This is a genomic window from Delftia sp. DT-2 (genome assembly GCF_028401915.1).
In the GTDB taxonomy this organism is placed as follows: domain Bacteria; phylum Pseudomonadota; class Gammaproteobacteria; order Burkholderiales; family Burkholderiaceae_C; genus Comamonas; species Comamonas tsuruhatensis.
The window spans coordinates 1-15,846 of sequence record NZ_JAQOTI010000034.1; the positions used below are offsets into that span (position 1 = coordinate 1).

The following is a 15,846-nucleotide window of genomic DNA, read 5'->3' on the forward strand; positions in this document are numbered from 1 at the left end:
ATCGCAGATTTGAAAGTGAACAGGAAAGTCAATGAAATCAACGATCTACCAACACCACCTCCGCGCCAGTGCTAGCTTTTCGTACCGTCACTTATTGCACTGAAAACGAGGAGACCCCTGTGCGAGCGCAGCTTTGGTTTTGACACGGCGGTGGCCACGGTCGCCGATGCGCTACACCGGGTGGAAAGCACTGGCAACAGCCACCACCGGGTGATGATCGTCGAGACCATGGGCCGCCACGCGGGCTGGCTGGCCCTGGAGGCCGGCATTGCCGGCGCGGCCGACGTGATCCTGCTGCCCGAGATCGACTACGACCTGCAAGCCGTGGCGGCACGCTGCCAGGAGCGCGAAAAGCGCCAGCGCTACACCATCATCTGCATCGGCGAGGGCGCCAAGCAGCGCGGCGGCAGCCTCACCGAACGCGAACGCGTGGCGCATAGCCCCGACCCGGTGCGCCTGGGCGGCGTGGGCCATGTGCTGCGCCAGCAACTGCAGCCGCACCTGAAAAGCGAAGTGCGCACCACCGTGCTGGGCCATGTGCAGCGCGGCGGCGACCCCACCCCTTTCGACCGCGTGCTGGCCACGCGCTTTGGCCACCACGCGGCGCAACTGGTGATCGCCGGGAAATTTGGCCGCATGGTCACGCTGCAAGACGGCCGCATCGGCAGCGTGCCGATCGCCGACGTTGCCAACACCCAGCGCACGGTGCCGCCAGGCCACGAGCTGATCACCACAGCGCGCGATATCGGGGTGTGCCTGGGGGATTGATGTGCCGCGTTGTCAGAGGCTGCGCGAGCAGCGTTTTGAGGGGCTGCTCCTCACAATCAACAGGGTCAGGTTACCGAGATGGATTGGATCCCAATAGTCTTTATTGCGTTCAAGGTGCTGGTGTTTGGCACGTGCATGTTCTTTGCCATCAAGTGGCATTACGACCAAGGCAAGAAGAAGCAAAACGATTCCAACGAACCGTAAGCCGTCAGTGCTCGCATCAAGCCCCCAGATACGCCTTGCGCACGTCTGCATTGGTGAGCAGCGCGGCGCCGGTGTCTTGCAGCACTACGTGGCCGTTTTCCAGCACGTAGCCGCGGTCGGCGATTTGCAGGGCGCGGTTGGCGTTTTGTTCCACCAAAAACACGGTGACGCCCTCGGCGCGGATCGCCTGGATGATCTCCATTTGATTGGAATCTGCCCCGTCCTCCCCATTCGACATGGGTAGGACGGGGCGCCAAGGCGGGTGCTTTTCCGCGCGGACTCAATACCATGAGCTATTAGTACTTACCCCCATGGAGGTCGCAGTTGCATTGATGAAAATCATAGACCGCCCACGTTTTGGGTCCGTGATGTTTCGGAGATGCTCTTTGTGAGTCAACTTGTTGCGCCTGATGAAGTTCCTCGCTGGATACCCGGCCAGCTGACGCTGGACAGCGTGCCAGTCGGTTGGGAGCAGGTAACGCTCAAGGGCTATCAGTACACGTCCCTTGACGTTGAAATACCCTCCATGCGCGACTACATGCTCGTGCGTTACAAGGGCGACGATGCGGTCATGAGTCGGCGCGCAGGTGGCGCCTGGACCAGCGAGCGGGTGGGGCAGGGCGTGTGCTCGCTGCTGACCCGCGGCGAGTCGTCGCAGTGGAAGTGGGACCGTCCGATCGAAGTCACGCACATCTATCTGGCCCACACCGAGCTGTGCCGTGTCGCCGAAGAGGTTTTTGAGCGAAGCGTGAGTGATGTGGGCATGGAAGACTGCGTGCGTGCCAAAGACGATGTTCTGCCCGTCCTTGTGTCCGCTTTCGAGTCCGAACTGCAAAGCGGCGGGCTGGGCGGTGGGCTGTACCGGTCGGCGTTGGTGAACCAGCTGTGCGTTCATCTGCTGCGCCGTTACGCCAAGGCCGGCGTGCGCGAGGTGCCGCTGGCCGGCCGCATGGCCGATTGGCAGCGGCGGCGTTTGGCCCAGTATGTCGAGGACAACCTGGATCGCAACCTCAAGCTCGATGAGATGGCACGCGAGGCGGGCGTCAGTATGTCCGGGCTGATCCGCAAGTTTCATGCGGAGTTTGGCTGTGCGCCACACGCCTATGTTTTGCGCCAGCGCCTAGAGCGCGCCCGGCGACTGCTCAGTCGTCCTGTGGCGACGCCGCTGAAGTGCATTGCCATGGACTGTGGATTCTCTGACCAGAGCCATCTGGTGCGGCACTTCAAGCGGGCGTTCCAGCAGACACCTATGGAATTCCGAAGCGCTGTGATCGTGGCAGCACCACGCGAGACCGACAGCCTGTCCTGACTGGCGAATCGGTCAGGCGATGCCGCTGGTCGGCGTCACTGCCTGCGCCCACGATGGGGGGTAGGCAGCGGTGGCCGGTAATTTTTTAGAGGCTGCCCATCTTTGCGGATTGGCAGCCTTTGCGCCTCAATTGAGTTGCGACACAAACTTGGTGGTCAGATAGCCGTCGAAGGTTTCGCTGCCGCCCTCGCTGCCATAGCCGCTTTCCTTGATGCCGCCGAACGGTGTCTCGGCCAGCGCCAACCCGATGTGGTTGATGGACACCATGCCCGCTTCCAGCCCGCGCGAGATCTGGTGCGCGTTTTTCAGCGATGTGGTGAAGGCATACGACGCCAGGCCGAAGGGCAGGCTGTTGGCGCGCGCGAGCACTTCTTCCACCGTCTTGAATCGCACCATGCCGGCCATCGGGCCGAAGGGCTCCTCGGTCATGAAGCGCGAGTCGTCGGGCAAGTCAGCCAGCACCGTGGGGGCGAAGAAGTTGCCGTCGCCTTGCAGCCGATGGCCGCCCGCCACGATCTTGGCGCCGCGCTGGCGGGCGTCTTCCACGAAGTCCTCCATGGCGGCAACGCGGCGCGGTTGCGCCAGCGGCCCCATGCGGTTGGTTTCAACCAGCCCGTCACCGACCGCCAGGGCCTGCGCCCGCTGCGCGAATCGTTCGACGAAACGATCGTACACACCGTCCTGCACATAAAAGCGCGTGGGGGAGATGCACACCTGGCCCGCGTTGCGGAATTTGAAGCCAGACAGCACGTCTGCTGCCCGGTCGATGTCCGCATCGTCACACACGATGACGGGCGCGTGGCCGCCCAACTCCATGGTGGTGCGCTTCATCATCTGCCCGGCGAGCGCCGCCAACTGCTGACCGACGGGCGTGGAGCCGGTGAAGGAAATCTTGCGCACGATGGGCGAGCGAATCAGGTAGTCCGAGATCATCCCGGAGTCACCGGACACCACGTTCAGCACGCCCGGGGGCAAGCCGGCGTCGTGAAACAGTTGGGCGATCGCCTGCACCGAGGCCGGTGTGTCGCTGGAGCCCTTGAGGATAACCGTACACCCGGCGCCAATGGCCGCGACCACCTTGCGAAAGGCCTGGCTGAAGGGGAAGTTCCAGGGTGAGAACGCCACGCACACGCCAATGGGTTCACGCAGCACGGTCTGCTGGACGCTGGCATCGCGCGGTGGAATAAGGCGACCGTAGATGCGCCGGCATTCCTCCGCATGCCACTCGGCGTGCTCGGCGCAGACCGCCACTTCGCCCACGCCTTCGGCCAGGGGCTTGCCTTGCTCCAGGGTGAGATTGCGGCCGATCTGCGGCGCACGTTCGCGGATCAATGCTGCGACGGCTTTCAGCACTTGCGCGCGCTGCATCGCCGTGCTGTTGCGCCACGACGCGAACGCGCGCTGGGCCGCTGCCAGTGCCATGTCAAGGTCGGCCTGGGTGGCATGCGGCAACTGGCCGATCACCTGGTTGTTGGCGGGGTTCAGGACATCCTGCTCGCGGCGGCCTTCGCCGCGCAGCATTTGTCCGTCGATGTAGAGGCTGAGTTGGGGGTACATGGTGGGGTGTTCTTTCAGAAGCTCATGGGATCAGGACTGCGCGCCCGATCACCTTGCCGTGGTGCAGGTCGTTGATGGCCTGGTTCACCTGGGCCATGGGGCGGCGCGACACCGGAATCGACTTCATGCCGGTGCGCTTGACCAGCTCCACCAGCTCTCGCAGTTCGGCCAGGGTGCCGACGTAGCTGCCCTCGATGCACAGCGGGCGCAGCGGGATGGTCGCCAGGGAGATGGTCAGGTCGCCGCCCATCAGCCCGCAGATGACGATGTGGCCGCCGCGCCGGGCGCTCTGCATGGCCAGCGACACGGTTGCAGACGAGCCCACCAGGTCCAGAATCTGGCCGGCACCGCCTTCAGTCGCCGCGATGATCTGGCTGGTCGCATCGGCTGCCTTACCGTCAATCACCGCCAGCGCGCCGGCTGCCAGCGCGGCTTCGCGCTTGGCAGGGTCGATGTCCACCACGATCGCGCCTTTGCCGCCAAGGGCCTTCAGCACCTCGATGGCCATCAGGCCCAGGCCTCCGGCACCAATCATCACGACGGGTTCGCGGTGGATGCCTTCGCCCAGTTTCTTGATGGCGCTGTAGGTGGTCACGCCCGCGCAGGCCAGGGGCGCTGCCTCGGCGTCGTCCAGGCCGTCGATGTTGACCAGGTAGCGTGGGTGGGGAACGATCACGTAATCCGCAAAGCCGCCGGGCTTGACCACGCCAAGGGCGCGGCCCTTCAGGCAAAGGTTCTCATCGCCGCGCAGGCAGGTGGGGCATTCACCGCAGCCAATCCAGGGGTGGATCACGAAGCGGGAGCCGGTCGGGACTTCGCCTGCGTCCGGCCCGGCCGCCACCACCTCGCCACAGATTTCGTGGCTGAGGATGATGGGTGGCTTGATGCCACGGTCTGCCAGGTTCATGCGCTTGCCGCCGCCCAGGTCGTAAAAGCCTTCCCAGATGTGCAGATCCGTGTGGCAAAGGCCCGCAGCCTTCACCCGCACGAGCACTTCGGTTCCCTCGGGCTGCGGTGTCTCCCGCTCGACAAGTTCAAGCGGCTTTGAATGGTGCATCACGCAATAACAGCGCATGGTGTGTCTTTCCTTGAGTATTTGGATTTCAAAAATGTCAGGCTCGAATCGAAACGGCCATTGCCTGATGACAGCCTGCCATAACTGCGCGATCCAGTTTCAGGCGGCCGCCGGGCACCTACGGCCGCCTGCGTGATCAATAGAGCTTCAGCAGGCGCAGATTGATCTGGTTGTTGGCCTTGAAGCCTTCGCGCACATGGATGTCGCGGCCATAGGTCGCGATCAACTGCAGGTCGGGCTGGGCGAACCAGGCCGTGCCCACGTTGAACTTGGTGGTGGACTGGCGGTTGTTCTGCTCTACGCCGCCCACCTTGGTCTCGCCGCCGAAGGTGTGGAACAGGGCTGCGCGCAGATCTACCGTGGGACTGAGCTGGTAGCGCAGATGGGTCTGCAGCTGGTATAGCGGCTTTTGCTTCATGGTTGTACGGCCGCCCGCGCCGTCGTTGTAGTCGTCGTTCTTGCCAAACAGCGTGACGTCACCGGCGTAGTCCCAGTGGATGCCGGGCGCCAGCTGCACGATGCCGCCGGCCTGCAGCGCAAACTTGTAGCGGTTTTCGCCCAGGCCCAACGACTGGTTGCGGTCGTACGAGCCGGTCGGCAGGTACAGGTAGGGCGTGATGGCAAAGTGGTTCTTGTCGCCGGGTTTGGTGAACCAGATGGCAGACGCGAGGATCAGGTCGCCCACGCTGCTCTTCGAGCCCAGGCCCGCGATGTCGTCCTTGGCGCTGAGGCGGCCAAAGGGCAGCAGAAACTGCGGATCGATGATGAGACCGCCCACTTCCATGAAGCGCACAGCGCGCAAGATGCCCACGGTGGAGTCGAGCTGTGGGTTGATCGGCTGTCGGTTGCCCTGGCTGTACAGCTTGTCGCGCGTGGTGTGCTGGCCATAGACCACCAGCGCGGTGGTGCCGGCCGGCAGCGGTGTGTAGTCACCGGCGTCAAGTTCGATGGCGCTGGCCGTGCCGGCCTGCGCGAGGGCAGCCAGTGCGGTGGCCAGGGGTGCCAGTCGCTTGAAAAATTGCTTCATTGGTTTGTCTCCTGATGGGGGTCTTGTGCTTGCAGCGACGCCCCGGACTACCCGCTCGCGGCTTGAGTCCGGCGCGTTGCGGTTGACGATCAATTGGCCGTGTAGCCGCCGTCAACGACCAGTTCTGCGCCATGCACGAACGATGATTCGTCCGAGGCCAGGAACAGCACGGCCTGTGACACCTCGATCGGTTGCGCGGGGCGCTTGAGCAGCGTGGGGCCGAGCAGTGCCGGGCGGATGACCGGGTCGTCCAGCATGGCCTTGGTCATCTGGGTCTCAATCACGCCGGGGTGCACCGAGTTGACGCGGATATTGAACGGTGCCAGATCCACGGCGCAAGACTTGGTGAACAGGCGGACCGCGCCCTTGGAGGCTTCATAGGCGCTGGCACCGGGGGCACCGACCAGGCCGTAAATCGACGACACGTTGACGATGGTGCCGCCGCCGGCCTTTTGCATCAGCGGCACCGCCGCACGGGTGCCGATGAACAGGCCGCGCACGTTCACATCGAAGACGCGATCCCACTCGTCGTTGGTCGTGTCTTGCATGGGCTTGAGGATCAGAATGCCGGCGTTGTTCACCAGCACATCCAGACGGCCTGCACGCTCTGTGATTTGCGCCAGCGCGGCGTTCCATTGGGCTTCTTGTGTCACATCCAGCTGCAAAAAGTCGGCCTTGCCACCGTTTTTGCGGATGCTGTCCACGGTGGCTTGCCCTTCGGCTGCGTTCACGTCGGCCACGAACACCCAGGCGCCTTGCGCTGCCAGCAGCTCGCTGTGCGAGCGGCCCATGCCCATGGCACCGCCGGTCACCAAAATCACTTTGTTTTCTACGCGTTTCATGTTGTCTCCTTGGTTGGTTTTTTAAAAAATGCGCATTTACTGGAATACGAAACCCTCGTAGCCCTTGTTTTGCACTGCAGACAGCTCTTGCCGGTAAGCGCCGAGGCCGGCCATGTAGAAATACACGGTGTTGGTTTTGCCCGGGATGTTGGCGCCAAAAATCCAGGAGTCGGCCTTGGGGAACAGCGTCATGTGGGCGATGTCGTGGCAGGTTTTGGTCCAACCGGCTTCGGCCTCGGTGGTGGCTTCCACGGTTTTCAGATCCTTGGCGTTCACATCCTTGATCAGCGCGGCAATCCACTCGACCTGGCTCTCAATCGACGGCGGCAGGTTGGTGAACGGGCCGTTGGGGCCCAGCACCATGAACATGTTGGGGAAGTTGGCATTGGCCACGCCCATGTAGCTGCTGGGGCCCGATTTCCATTGCTCTTGAATCGTCAGGCCATTGCGGCCACGGATGTCGATCTTGGTGTAGTTGCCATCCACCGCATCAAAGCCGGTGGCAAAAATCAGCATGTCCAGTTCGTGCTCCACGCCATCGGTGGTTTTCACGCCCTTGGGGGTGATTTCGACAATCGGGTTGGCCTTGACATCGACCAGATCGACATTGGGCCGGTTGTAGGTGGCGTAGTAGCCGCTGTCGCACAAAGGGCGCTTGGCGTACAGGTCTTGCGGCATGAGCTTGCGCGCCGTCTCGGGGTCCTTGACGATTTCGGCAATCTTGCCGCGGATGAAGTCTTGCGCCGCCTTGTTGGCGCGCTCATCGGTGGCGATGTCGCAGAAGGTTTCGAACATGAAGCGGAAACCGCCGCCGTTGTCCCAGGCTTTCTGGAACACGGCCTGGCGCTCTTCTTCCGACACGCTCATGGCCGAGACGGTGCTTTCCTTGAAGCCAAAGGCCACCACCGAGCCCTTCACCTGCTCCCAGATCTCGTCGTAGTTCTTCTTCACCTCTGCCACGTATTCGGGCGTGACCGGGCCGTTGCCCACGGGCACGCTGTACTGGGGCGAGCGTTGGAACACCGTCAGATGGCCCACCTTGGGCGCAATCGCGGTGATGACCTGGGTGCCGGTGGAGCCCGTGCCAATCACGCCCACGCGCTTGCCGTCGTATTGCACGCCTTCGGGCCAGTTGCCGGTGTGCAGCCACTCGCCCTGGAAGGTGTCCAGGCCCTTGATCTTGGGGACGTTGGTGGCCGACAGCAGGCCCAGCGCGGTCACCAAAAACTTGGCGGTGTAGGCCTCGCCGGTGTCGGTTTTCACTTCCCACAGGTTGGTGGTTTCGTTGAAGTGCGCGGCCGTGACGCCGGTGTTCAGCTGAATGTCGGGGCGCAGGTTGTAGCGGTCGGCCACATGCTCCAGATACGACAGGATTTGCGGCTGCGTCACATAGCGCGTGGTGATGTGCATCTCCTGCAGCAGCTCTTTATCCCACGAATAGCAGTAAACAAAGGTCTCGGTGTCCGACAGCGCGCCGGGGTAGCGGTTCCAGTACCAGGTGCCGCCCACGCCGCCGGCCTTGTCGAAGACGCGCACTTTCAGGCCCTGCTCGTCGCGCAGCTTTTTCAGCATGTACATGCCGCCAAAGCCGGCGCCGATGACGATTGCGTCCAGATGTTTGGTGTTTTTCATGGTGAGTCTCTCTAAGTTGCGGCCACAGCTGCGCCTGGCGGCGACGTAGTGGCCTGCGTTGTTGCAATGAGGAAAATTTCCCCAAGGCTCCTCGGCCTCGGGGTCTTGGCTAACTGGAGCTCAGGCGCCCTTGAACCACTGGGCAATGCGCCGCAGCTCGTCGTCGGCCTCGGGGGCGCGACCCGCCAGGAACGGGAAGACGTGCTGCATGCCGTCCACCACCGATAGCGTGACGTTCACGCCCGCCGCCTTGGCGATGCGCTCCAGGTCTTGCGCGTTGTCCAGCAGGGTTTCGGCACTGCCGGCGTTGATGTACAGGCGCGGAAAGCCCGTGTAGTCGGCCTTCAGCGGATTGGCCAGCGGGTCGGTGCGTGAGCCCTTCTCGCCCAGGAACATGCCCGACATGCCCTCCAGAACGGCCTTGCTGACCAGGGCGTCGGTGGCCGCGTTGGTCTGCAGCGTCTTGCCGACATGCTCCATGTCGAGCCAGGGCGAAAAGGCAATCACCGCGCCCGGCAGCGCCACGCCGTCCTGGCGCAGCTTCAGCACCGTGGAGATGGCCAGGTTGCCGCCCGCCGAGTCGCCGCTGGTGACGATGTCGGCTGCTTTGAAGCCACGCGCCAGCAGTTCTTTGTAGACAGCCGTCGAATCCTCGATCTGGGCCGGATACGGATGCTCGGGCGCCCGGCGGTAGTCGATCACCACCGCGGTCGCGCCCAGATGCTTGGCCAGGTGACCGGCCAGCTTGCGATGGCTGGCGGCCGAGCCCACGGCAAAGCCGCCGCCGTGCGTGTACAGGATGACCTTCTTGGTGTCTGCGCCATGGGGCAGGGCCCAGATGGCTTCCACGCCGGCGAGCACGTCCGACTTGTAGGTCACGCCTTCAGGCTCGAGCGTGGGTTGATGCCACTCGTCGAACAGGCTGCGCAGGTCGGCGAGGGTCATCGCGGGGTTGGCGGCCATGCGGTCTGACCAGGACTGGTACAGCGCGCGCAAAAAATCAGACTGGGGTGAAGTACCCATGCTTGTCTCCTTTGGTTGTGGTGAGCAACGCCGGATTATTCGGAGGCAGTGCGCATGCGTATTGAAGGTCTTGCGCAGCGCGTTGTAGAAAATGAGCAAGGGGGGGAGAACCACGGGTTTCCCCCGGGGTGGAGCGTCGGGGATGAGTGGGTTTTTGCCCTGATGTGCGCTGACGTAATGGGATTTGCAGCTCTCAAACCCAAAGGGGCGCGGGCGATTGGTCGCGTCGGTATGCCCCTTCACGCCCTGGCAGAGAGCCTGTGCCCGATTGGATCGATGACGCGTCGCCATCAAGATGAATTCAGGCACTAGCCTTTATTTATCAAGCGCTGGTAGCTATCAAATCAAAAGCGGCCAAAGGCCGCTTTTGTCGTGCCAGTGCGCCCACACAGCGCATCAAGCCCCCAGATACGCCTTGCGCACGTCTGCATTGGTGAGCAGCGCGGCGCCGGTGTCTTGCAGCACTACGCGGCCGTTTTCCAGCACGTAGCCGCGGTCGGCAATTTGCAGGGCGCGGTTGGCGTTTTGTTCCACCAAAAACACGGTGACGCCCTCGGCGCGGATGGCCTGGATGATCTCGAAGATCTGCGCAATGATCAAAGGCGCCAGGCCCAGCGTGGGCTCGTCCAGCAGCAGCAGGCGCGGGCGGCTCATCAGCGCGCGGCCGATGGCCAGCATCTGCTGCTCGCCGCCCGACATGGTGCCGGCGCGCTGGCTGGCGCGATCCTGGAGGCGCGGGAACAGTTTGAAGACATGCTCCATGCCCGCGTCGATGGCGGCGCCGTCCTGGAAAAAGCCGCCCATTTTCAGGTTCTCGGCCACCGTCAGGTTGGAGAAGATGCGCCGCCCCTCGGGCGAGACGGCGATGCCCTTGCGCATGATCTGGTGCGTGGGCAGCTGGGTGATGTCCTCGCCCTCGAAGCGCACGGTGCCGCCGCTGGCGCGCGGCGTGCCGCAGAGGGTCATGAGCAGCGAGGTCTTGCCCGCGCCGTTGGAGCCGATCAGCGAGACGATCTCGCCGTGGTTGACATGCAGGCTCACGCCGTCCACGGCGCAGATGGCGCCGTAGTGGGTGGACAGGTTTTCGACTTGCAGCATGGGTCGGATGGGTGTCTGGGCCATCACGCTTCTCCCAGATAGGCCTTGATGACCCGTTCGTCGTTGCGAATGGCGTCTGGCGCGCCCATGGCGATGGGCTTGCCGTGCTCCATGACCAGGATGCGCTCGGATACGCCCATCACCAGGCCCATGTCGTGCTCGATCAGCAGCACGGTTACGCGGTAGTCGCGGCGCAGCTGGTCGATGAGTTGCTGCAGGTCTTTTTTCTCCTGCGGATTCAGGCCGGCTGCGGGCTCGTCCAGCATCAGCAGGCGCGGCTGGGTGATCATGCAGCGCGCAATCTCCAGGCGGCGCTGGTGGCCGTAGGCCAGGTTGCCGGCCTCGCGGTTGACAAAGTCGCGCAGGTCCATCACGTCCAGCCACTGCAGGGCGCGCTCGATTTTTTCGGCTTCACTGCGGCGGTAGCTGGCGGTGTTGAACAGGCCCGCCAGCAGCGGCGCGCGCGACTGGTGGTGCTGGGCCACCAGCAGGTTTTCCAGTACCGTCATGCCCTTGAACAGGCGCACGTTTTGAAAGGTGCGCACCACGCCGTGGCGCGCCACCTGGTGGCTGGTGTAGCCCGCGATGGCCTGGCCTTGCAGTGCAATCTGCCCGCTGCTGGGCCGGTAAAAGCCGCTGATGCAGTTGAACACCGTGGTCTTGCCCGCGCCGTTGGGGCCGATGATGGCAAACACCTCTTGCGGCCGCACATCAAAGCCCACGTGGTCCACCGCCAGCAGGCCGCCAAAGCGCATGCACAGGTCTTTGACTTCAAGCAGGGGCGCGCTCATGCGGGCACCTCCACATGGTGGCGCTTCATGGGCAGCAGGCCCTGCGGGCGCCAGATCATCATCAAAATCATGACCAGGCCAAAGATCAGCATGCGGTATTCAGAAAATTCGCGCGCCACTTCGGGCAGCACGGTGAGCAAAATGGCCGCGATGATCACGCCCAGCTGCGAGCCCATGCCGCCCAGCACCACGATGGCCAAAATGAGTGCGGACTCGATGAAGGTGAACGACTCGGGGTTCACGATGCCCTGGCGCGCCGCAAAAAACGCGCCGCCAAAGCCCGCAAACATGGCGCCCAGCGTGAAGGCCGACAGCTTGATGCGCATCGGGTTCAGGCCCAGCGAGCGACAGGCGATTTCGTCCTCGCGCAGCGCCTCCCAGGCGCGGCCAATCGGCATGCGGATCAGCCGGTTGCTGATGAACAGCGTAATCACCGCCAGCAGCAGCGCCATCAGGTACAGCGCGATCACCATGTGCAGCGAGTTGAACTCCAGCCCGAAGAACTGGTGGAAGGTGGTGCCGCCCTCTGCCGACGGATTGCGCGTCATCTCCAGGCCCAGCACCGTGGGCTTGGGAATGCTGGAGATGCCGTCCGGCCCGCCCGTCCAGTCGGTCAGGTTGACCAGCAGCAGCCGGATGATTTCGCCAAAGCCCAGCGTGACGATGGCCAGGTAGTCGCCGCGCAGCCGCAGCACCGGAAAGCCCAGCACAAAACCGAACAGCGCCGCCGCCGCGCCGGCCAGGGGCAGGGCTTCCCAGAAGCTCCAGCCCGCCCAGTGGAACAGCAGCGCGTAGGTGTAGGCGCCCACGGCATAAAAGCCCACAAAGCCCAGGTCCAGCAGGCCGGCAAAGCCCACGACGATGTTCAGACCCAGGCCCAGCATCACGTAGATCATGGCCAGCGTGGCAATGTCCACCGCGTTGCGCCCGGCAAAGAACGGCCACGATGCAGCCAGCATCAGCGCCACAAAGATCAGCACCTTGCGCTGGCCTGGCGCGGCCTGCGGCAAGCGGGGCAGGGCAAAGCGCGGCAACCTGGGCGCCAGCAGCGGGCGCAGCAGCTGCACCACAAACACGGCCAGGCAGCCCCACAGCAGCGTGCTCCATTCAGGGACGATGATGGTGCGCGTGCCTGCGCGCTCCAGGTGCAGCGTGAAGATGGGCAGCACCACGATGGCCGCCAGCGCGGTGGCGATCAGCGCGTTTTTGAGATGGGAAGAAAAACCGGCGGCGTGCATCAGACCTTCTCCACTTCAGGCTTGCCCAGCAGGCCCGTGGGGCGCACCAGCAAAATCAGCACCAGCAGGCCGAAGGCCACGATATCTTTGTACTCTGACGAGATATAGGCCGCGGCAAGGGTCTCGGCCACGCCCAGAATCACCCCGCCCAGCATGGCGCCCGGGATCGAGCCAATGCCCCCCAGCACCGCCGCCGTGAAGGCCTTGATGCCCGCCAGAAAACCGATAAAGGGGTTGAGTTTGCCCACAGCCAGCGCAATCAGCACCCCGCCCACGGCAGCCAGCATGGCGCCCAGGATGAAGGTGAACGAGATCACGCGGTTGGTGTCTATGCCCAGCAAATTGGCCATGTGCATGTCTTGCGAGCAGGCGCGCGACGCGCGGCCCATGCGCGAGTGCTGGATGTACAGCGTCAGCGCAATCATCAGCACCACCGCCACCACGATGATCAGAATGCGCGAGTAGGGCACATACACCTCAAAGCCCCCTTCTGCGCCAAAACGCAGCGCGCCGGGTACCAGCGACGGCACAGCCATGTCGCGCGCGCCCTGGCCCAGCGCCACCCAGTTTTGCAGAAAGATGGACATACCGATGGCCGAGATCAGCGCCACCAGGCGGGGGCTGCTGCGCAGCGGCTTGTAGGCCACCTGCTCCACCACAAAGCCATAGACGCCCGTGACGGCCACGGCCACCACCAGCATCAGCGCAATGACGGCCCACACCGGCAGGCCGCTTTGCACGCCGACGGCCGACAGCGTGACCAGGCCGATGTAGGCGCCGATCATGTAAATGTCGCCATGGGCAAAGTTGATCATGCCGATGATGCCGTACACCATGGTGTAGCCAATGGCGATCAGGGCGTAGATGGCGCCCAGCGAAAGAGGGGTCTCCTCGTTTTCAGTGCAATAAGTGACGGTACGCAAAGCTAGCACTGGCGCGGGGGTGGTCTGGGTAGACCGTTGATTTCATTGACTTTCCTGTTCGCTTTGTAAACGGGTATGGTGGCCTCCCACTTTTGAGGTTCACGATGCAGGGTTGGCACACAACGTTTTTGGGGATGCGTGGGCTCCCCCGCGATATCAGCGACTTCGAGATGAAGGCATTTTTCACCTTCGATGGTGCCGAGCGCGACGCAATCAATGCACGCCGAGGTGATTCCCACAAGCTTGGTCTGGCGCTCCATATTGGTTTCCTGCGCATGAGTGGGCGTTTGCTCGGTGCCTTTCGGGTAATTCCAGTAGCCTTGTGGCGCCACCTTGGCAACGAGCTTGGCATTGCAGCACCAGAAGTCGCCTCGCTGAGAGCCATGTATGAACGCGGGCGCACGCTATTCGATCACCAACAAGTAGCCTGCACGGTCCTTGGATTCCAGTGGATGAGCGAGCACCAGCGCCGCTCACTGGTACGTGAACTGCGCGACGAAGTGGCGCGCTGCGCCGACCGCGATCAGCTACTCGTGCGGGCGCGTCAATGGCTGTACAAGAACAAGCTGGTGATCGTGCACGAGCGGGCAATTCGGACACTGATTGCGGCGGCACTTGCCCAGCTTGAAGTTGAAACAGGCACCGCCATCGCCGCCAGCGTTGATCCAGCAACACTTGATCGCTGGCGAGCCTCAGTTTCAGAGCTGCGCCCAGATGGACAAACCCAGCAGAGTTGGCTATGGGCTGCACCGGCGAAACACTCAACCCGCCAAATCAGCGAGGTACTGGAGCGCATCGACCTGCTTTACACGCTGGACGTTCATAAGCACCTGGCAGACATCCCCGATCTCATCTTGCGCCGCTACGCGCGCCGACTTGTCTCCAGGCCGCCCTCAGCCGGAGCCAAGATCAAAGAGCCAGCGCGCACCGTGGAGGTCGCATGCTTTCTTCGGTATTGCCTGTTCACCACCACAGACCAGTTGATCCTTATGGTGCAGCGCCGGATCGCCGATCTGTGGCGTCAGGCTGCCGCCGATGTCCCCGCTACCGTCAATTGGGCCGCAATGTACAAAACGCTGCTCGGCGAACTTGTTGCCTTGAGCGCGCAAGGTGCGGTGCCAGATGCTGAGTTGCGTGCCCGTCTTGAAGCCTTGATCACCGAAACCCAGAAACGCAAACCACCGAGCAGGGCCTCCCTGGTCCGCGAGGGATTGATTGATGGAATTCGCCCCGTGCGGTCGTTGCTCGTCGCCATTGCAAAGCTGCCCTGGCAGGCCACCGGCGAGCATCCTGCCATCGAGTACCTTGCCAAGCTGCAAGCTTTATATCTCAAAGGATCCAGAAAGCTGCCAGTTGAAGTGGTGGCACCAAGTCTGGGAATGATCTGGCAGGTTTCGATCTCCAGCCCAGACCGGGAACGGGCGTTTCAGGCGTTGGAGGTGGCCACCCTGTTTGCCCTGCGCCGCGCGGTGCGCAATGGCTCGGTCTGGATTGAGCACAGCCTGAGCTTTCGGGGTCGTGCGCGCTTGTTCTTCACGGACGAGCGTTGGCAGGCAGAGTCCAAGAAACACTATGCCCGTCTATCGTTACCCAGCAAGGCTGCCACTTTCTTGAAGCCTTTGCTGGCCAGAGTAACTGCCGGTGTCGATGCGGTGGCCGCTGCAGCCCGCAGTGGCGTACTGCGCGTGGATGATGAACTCCATTTGTCGCCATTGCCCGCAGAGGACGAAGACCCAGAAGTGACCAAGCTGCGCGCGGCTTTGGATCACCGCATCGGTGAGGTTCAATTGCCGGAAGTGATTCTGGCCGTTGACGCCCAGGTGCGCTTTAGCTGGATCATGCTCGGACGTGAGCCGCGCTCTACCGACGAGCTGCTGATGGTCTATGCCGGCATCATGGCCCACGGCACCAGTCTGACTGCGGTCGAATGCGCGCGCATGATTCCGCAATTGTCTGCCACCAGCATTCGCCAGGCCATGCGCTGGGCGCGGGACGAACGGCGTCTGAGCCAGGCCTGCCAGGCTGTGCTGGAATTCATGCAGCGACACCCGATTGCCGCCACCTGGGGGCGGTCCGATTTGGCATCTTCTGACATGATGAGCATGGAGACCACCAAACGGGTGTGGCAAGCCCGGCTTGATCCTCGGCGCAACACACCTTCCATTGGAATCTACTCCCATGTAAAAGACCGGTGGGGCATCTTCCATGCGCAGCCCTTTGTGCTCAATGAGCGCCAGGCGGGCGTGGCCATTGAAGGTGTCATCCGCCAAGAAAAGCTGGAGACCAGCCAGCTTGCTGTGGATACCCATGGCTACACCGACTTTGCCATGTCACATGCCCGTTTGCTTGGTTTTGATCT

General features: G+C 62.9%; 12 protein-coding genes and 2 pseudogenes. 3 read left to right on the forward strand and 11 right to left on the reverse strand.

The annotated features are described in order from the left end of the window. Positions 1 to 120: 120 nt before the first annotated feature. Positions 121 to 768: pseudogene (locus PO605_RS30240) on the forward strand (6-phosphofructokinase); the annotation flags it as partial. A 220-nt stretch (positions 769 to 988) separates the two neighbouring features. On the opposite strand, the pseudogene PO605_RS30245 reads toward PO605_RS30240, so the two are convergent. After that, positions 989 to 1,171: pseudogene (locus PO605_RS30245) on the reverse strand (branched-chain amino acid ABC transporter ATP-binding protein); the annotation flags it as partial. Between the two features lie 189 nt (positions 1,172 to 1,360). Here PO605_RS30245 and PO605_RS30250 point away from each other — a divergent pair. After that, positions 1,361 to 2,281 (forward strand): helix-turn-helix domain-containing protein, encoded by a 921-nt coding sequence (locus PO605_RS30250; protein WP_125953054.1) that lies wholly within the window; start codon positions 1,361 to 1,363, stop codon positions 2,279 to 2,281. Positions 2,282 to 2,407: 126 nt separating this feature from the next. Here PO605_RS30250 and PO605_RS30255 read toward each other — a convergent pair whose 3' ends face one another. The 10 genes from PO605_RS30255 to livH form a co-directional block, all read right to left on the reverse strand. Further along, a complete protein-coding gene (locus PO605_RS30255; protein ID WP_125953053.1) occupies positions 2,408 to 3,838 on the reverse strand; it encodes an NAD-dependent succinate-semialdehyde dehydrogenase in 1,431 nt (476 codons plus the stop codon). A 22-nt stretch (positions 3,839 to 3,860) separates the two neighbouring features. Beyond that, positions 3,861 to 4,913: an alcohol dehydrogenase gene (locus PO605_RS30260; RefSeq protein WP_125953052.1), complete on the reverse strand. Its 1,053-nt coding sequence runs from the start codon at positions 4,911 to 4,913 to the stop codon at positions 3,861 to 3,863. A gap of 136 nt (positions 4,914 to 5,049) precedes the next feature. Further along, the gene (locus PO605_RS30265; protein WP_125953051.1) at positions 5,050 to 5,940 is read right to left on the reverse strand and encodes a transporter; all 891 of its coding nucleotides are present in this window, start codon (positions 5,938 to 5,940) and stop codon (positions 5,050 to 5,052) included. An 89-nt stretch (positions 5,941 to 6,029) separates the two neighbouring features. Then, the gene (locus PO605_RS30270) at positions 6,030 to 6,782 is read right to left on the reverse strand and encodes a glucose 1-dehydrogenase (RefSeq protein ID WP_067399863.1); all 753 of its coding nucleotides are present in this window, start codon (positions 6,780 to 6,782) and stop codon (positions 6,030 to 6,032) included. A gap of 36 nt (positions 6,783 to 6,818) precedes the next feature. After that, positions 6,819 to 8,414 (reverse strand): flavin-containing monooxygenase, encoded by a 1,596-nt coding sequence (locus PO605_RS30275; protein WP_125953050.1) that lies wholly within the window; start codon positions 8,412 to 8,414, stop codon positions 6,819 to 6,821. Between the two features lie 120 nt (positions 8,415 to 8,534). Continuing rightward, positions 8,535 to 9,437 carry an alpha/beta hydrolase gene (locus tag PO605_RS30280; protein ID WP_067399857.1) on the reverse strand — a complete coding sequence of 301 codons (903 nt, stop codon included), beginning with the start codon at positions 9,435 to 9,437 and terminating at the stop codon, positions 8,535 to 8,537. Between the two features lie 396 nt (positions 9,438 to 9,833). Continuing rightward, positions 9,834 to 10,559 carry an ABC transporter ATP-binding protein gene (locus PO605_RS30285; RefSeq protein WP_239009615.1) on the reverse strand — a complete coding sequence of 242 codons (726 nt, stop codon included), beginning with the start codon at positions 10,557 to 10,559 and terminating at the stop codon, positions 9,834 to 9,836. After that, the gene (gene livG, locus PO605_RS30290) at positions 10,559 to 11,326 is read right to left on the reverse strand and encodes a high-affinity branched-chain amino acid ABC transporter ATP-binding protein LivG (protein WP_203400417.1); all 768 of its coding nucleotides are present in this window, start codon (positions 11,324 to 11,326) and stop codon (positions 10,559 to 10,561) included. The genes PO605_RS30285 and livG overlap by 1 nt, the downstream gene beginning before the upstream one ends. Then, on the reverse strand, positions 11,323 to 12,564 hold the full coding sequence (gene livM, locus PO605_RS30295; protein WP_203400418.1) for a high-affinity branched-chain amino acid ABC transporter permease LivM: 1,242 nt from the start codon (positions 12,562 to 12,564) through the stop codon (positions 11,323 to 11,325). Before livM ends, livG begins: the two co-directional genes overlap by 4 nt. Further along, entirely contained in the window at positions 12,564 to 13,487 is a 924-nt protein-coding gene (livH, locus tag PO605_RS30300) for a high-affinity branched-chain amino acid ABC transporter permease LivH (protein WP_203400986.1), read from the reverse strand. The genes livM and livH overlap by 1 nt, the downstream gene beginning before the upstream one ends. Positions 13,488 to 13,591: 104 nt before the next feature. On the opposite strand from livH, the gene PO605_RS30305 reads away from it, so the two are divergent. Then, positions 13,592 to 15,846: Tn3-like element IS1071 family transposase (locus PO605_RS30305; protein ID WP_272207313.1), on the forward strand; the 2,255-nt coding region annotated here is incomplete at its 3' end.

What these genes read in the sequence shown, in the direction of transcription:
- PO605_RS30255 (WP_125953053.1), bottom strand. Translation starts at nt 3,838, where the DNA reads ATGTACCCCCAACTCAGCCTCTACATCGACGGACAAATGCTGCGCGGC.
- PO605_RS30260 (WP_125953052.1), bottom strand. Translation starts at nt 4,913, where the DNA reads ATGCGCTGTTATTGCGTGATGCACCATTCAAAGCCGCTTGAACTTGTC.
- PO605_RS30265 (WP_125953051.1), bottom strand. Translation starts at nt 5,940, where the DNA reads ATGAAGCAATTTTTCAAGCGACTGGCACCCCTGGCCACCGCACTGGCT.
- PO605_RS30270 (WP_067399863.1), bottom strand. Translation starts at nt 6,782, where the DNA reads ATGAAACGCGTAGAAAACAAAGTGATTTTGGTGACCGGCGGTGCCATG.
- PO605_RS30275 (WP_125953050.1), bottom strand. Translation starts at nt 8,414, where the DNA reads ATGAAAAACACCAAACATCTGGACGCAATCGTCATCGGCGCCGGCTTT.
- PO605_RS30280 (WP_067399857.1), bottom strand. Translation starts at nt 9,437, where the DNA reads ATGGGTACTTCACCCCAGTCTGATTTTTTGCGCGCGCTGTACCAGTCC.
- PO605_RS30285 (WP_239009615.1), bottom strand. Translation starts at nt 10,559, where the DNA reads ATGGCCCAGACACCCATCCGACCCATGCTGCAAGTCGAAAACCTGTCC.
- livG (WP_203400417.1), bottom strand. Translation starts at nt 11,326, where the DNA reads ATGAGCGCGCCCCTGCTTGAAGTCAAAGACCTGTGCATGCGCTTTGGC.
- livM (WP_203400418.1), bottom strand. Translation starts at nt 12,564, where the DNA reads ATGCACGCCGCCGGTTTTTCTTCCCATCTCAAAAACGCGCTGATCGCC.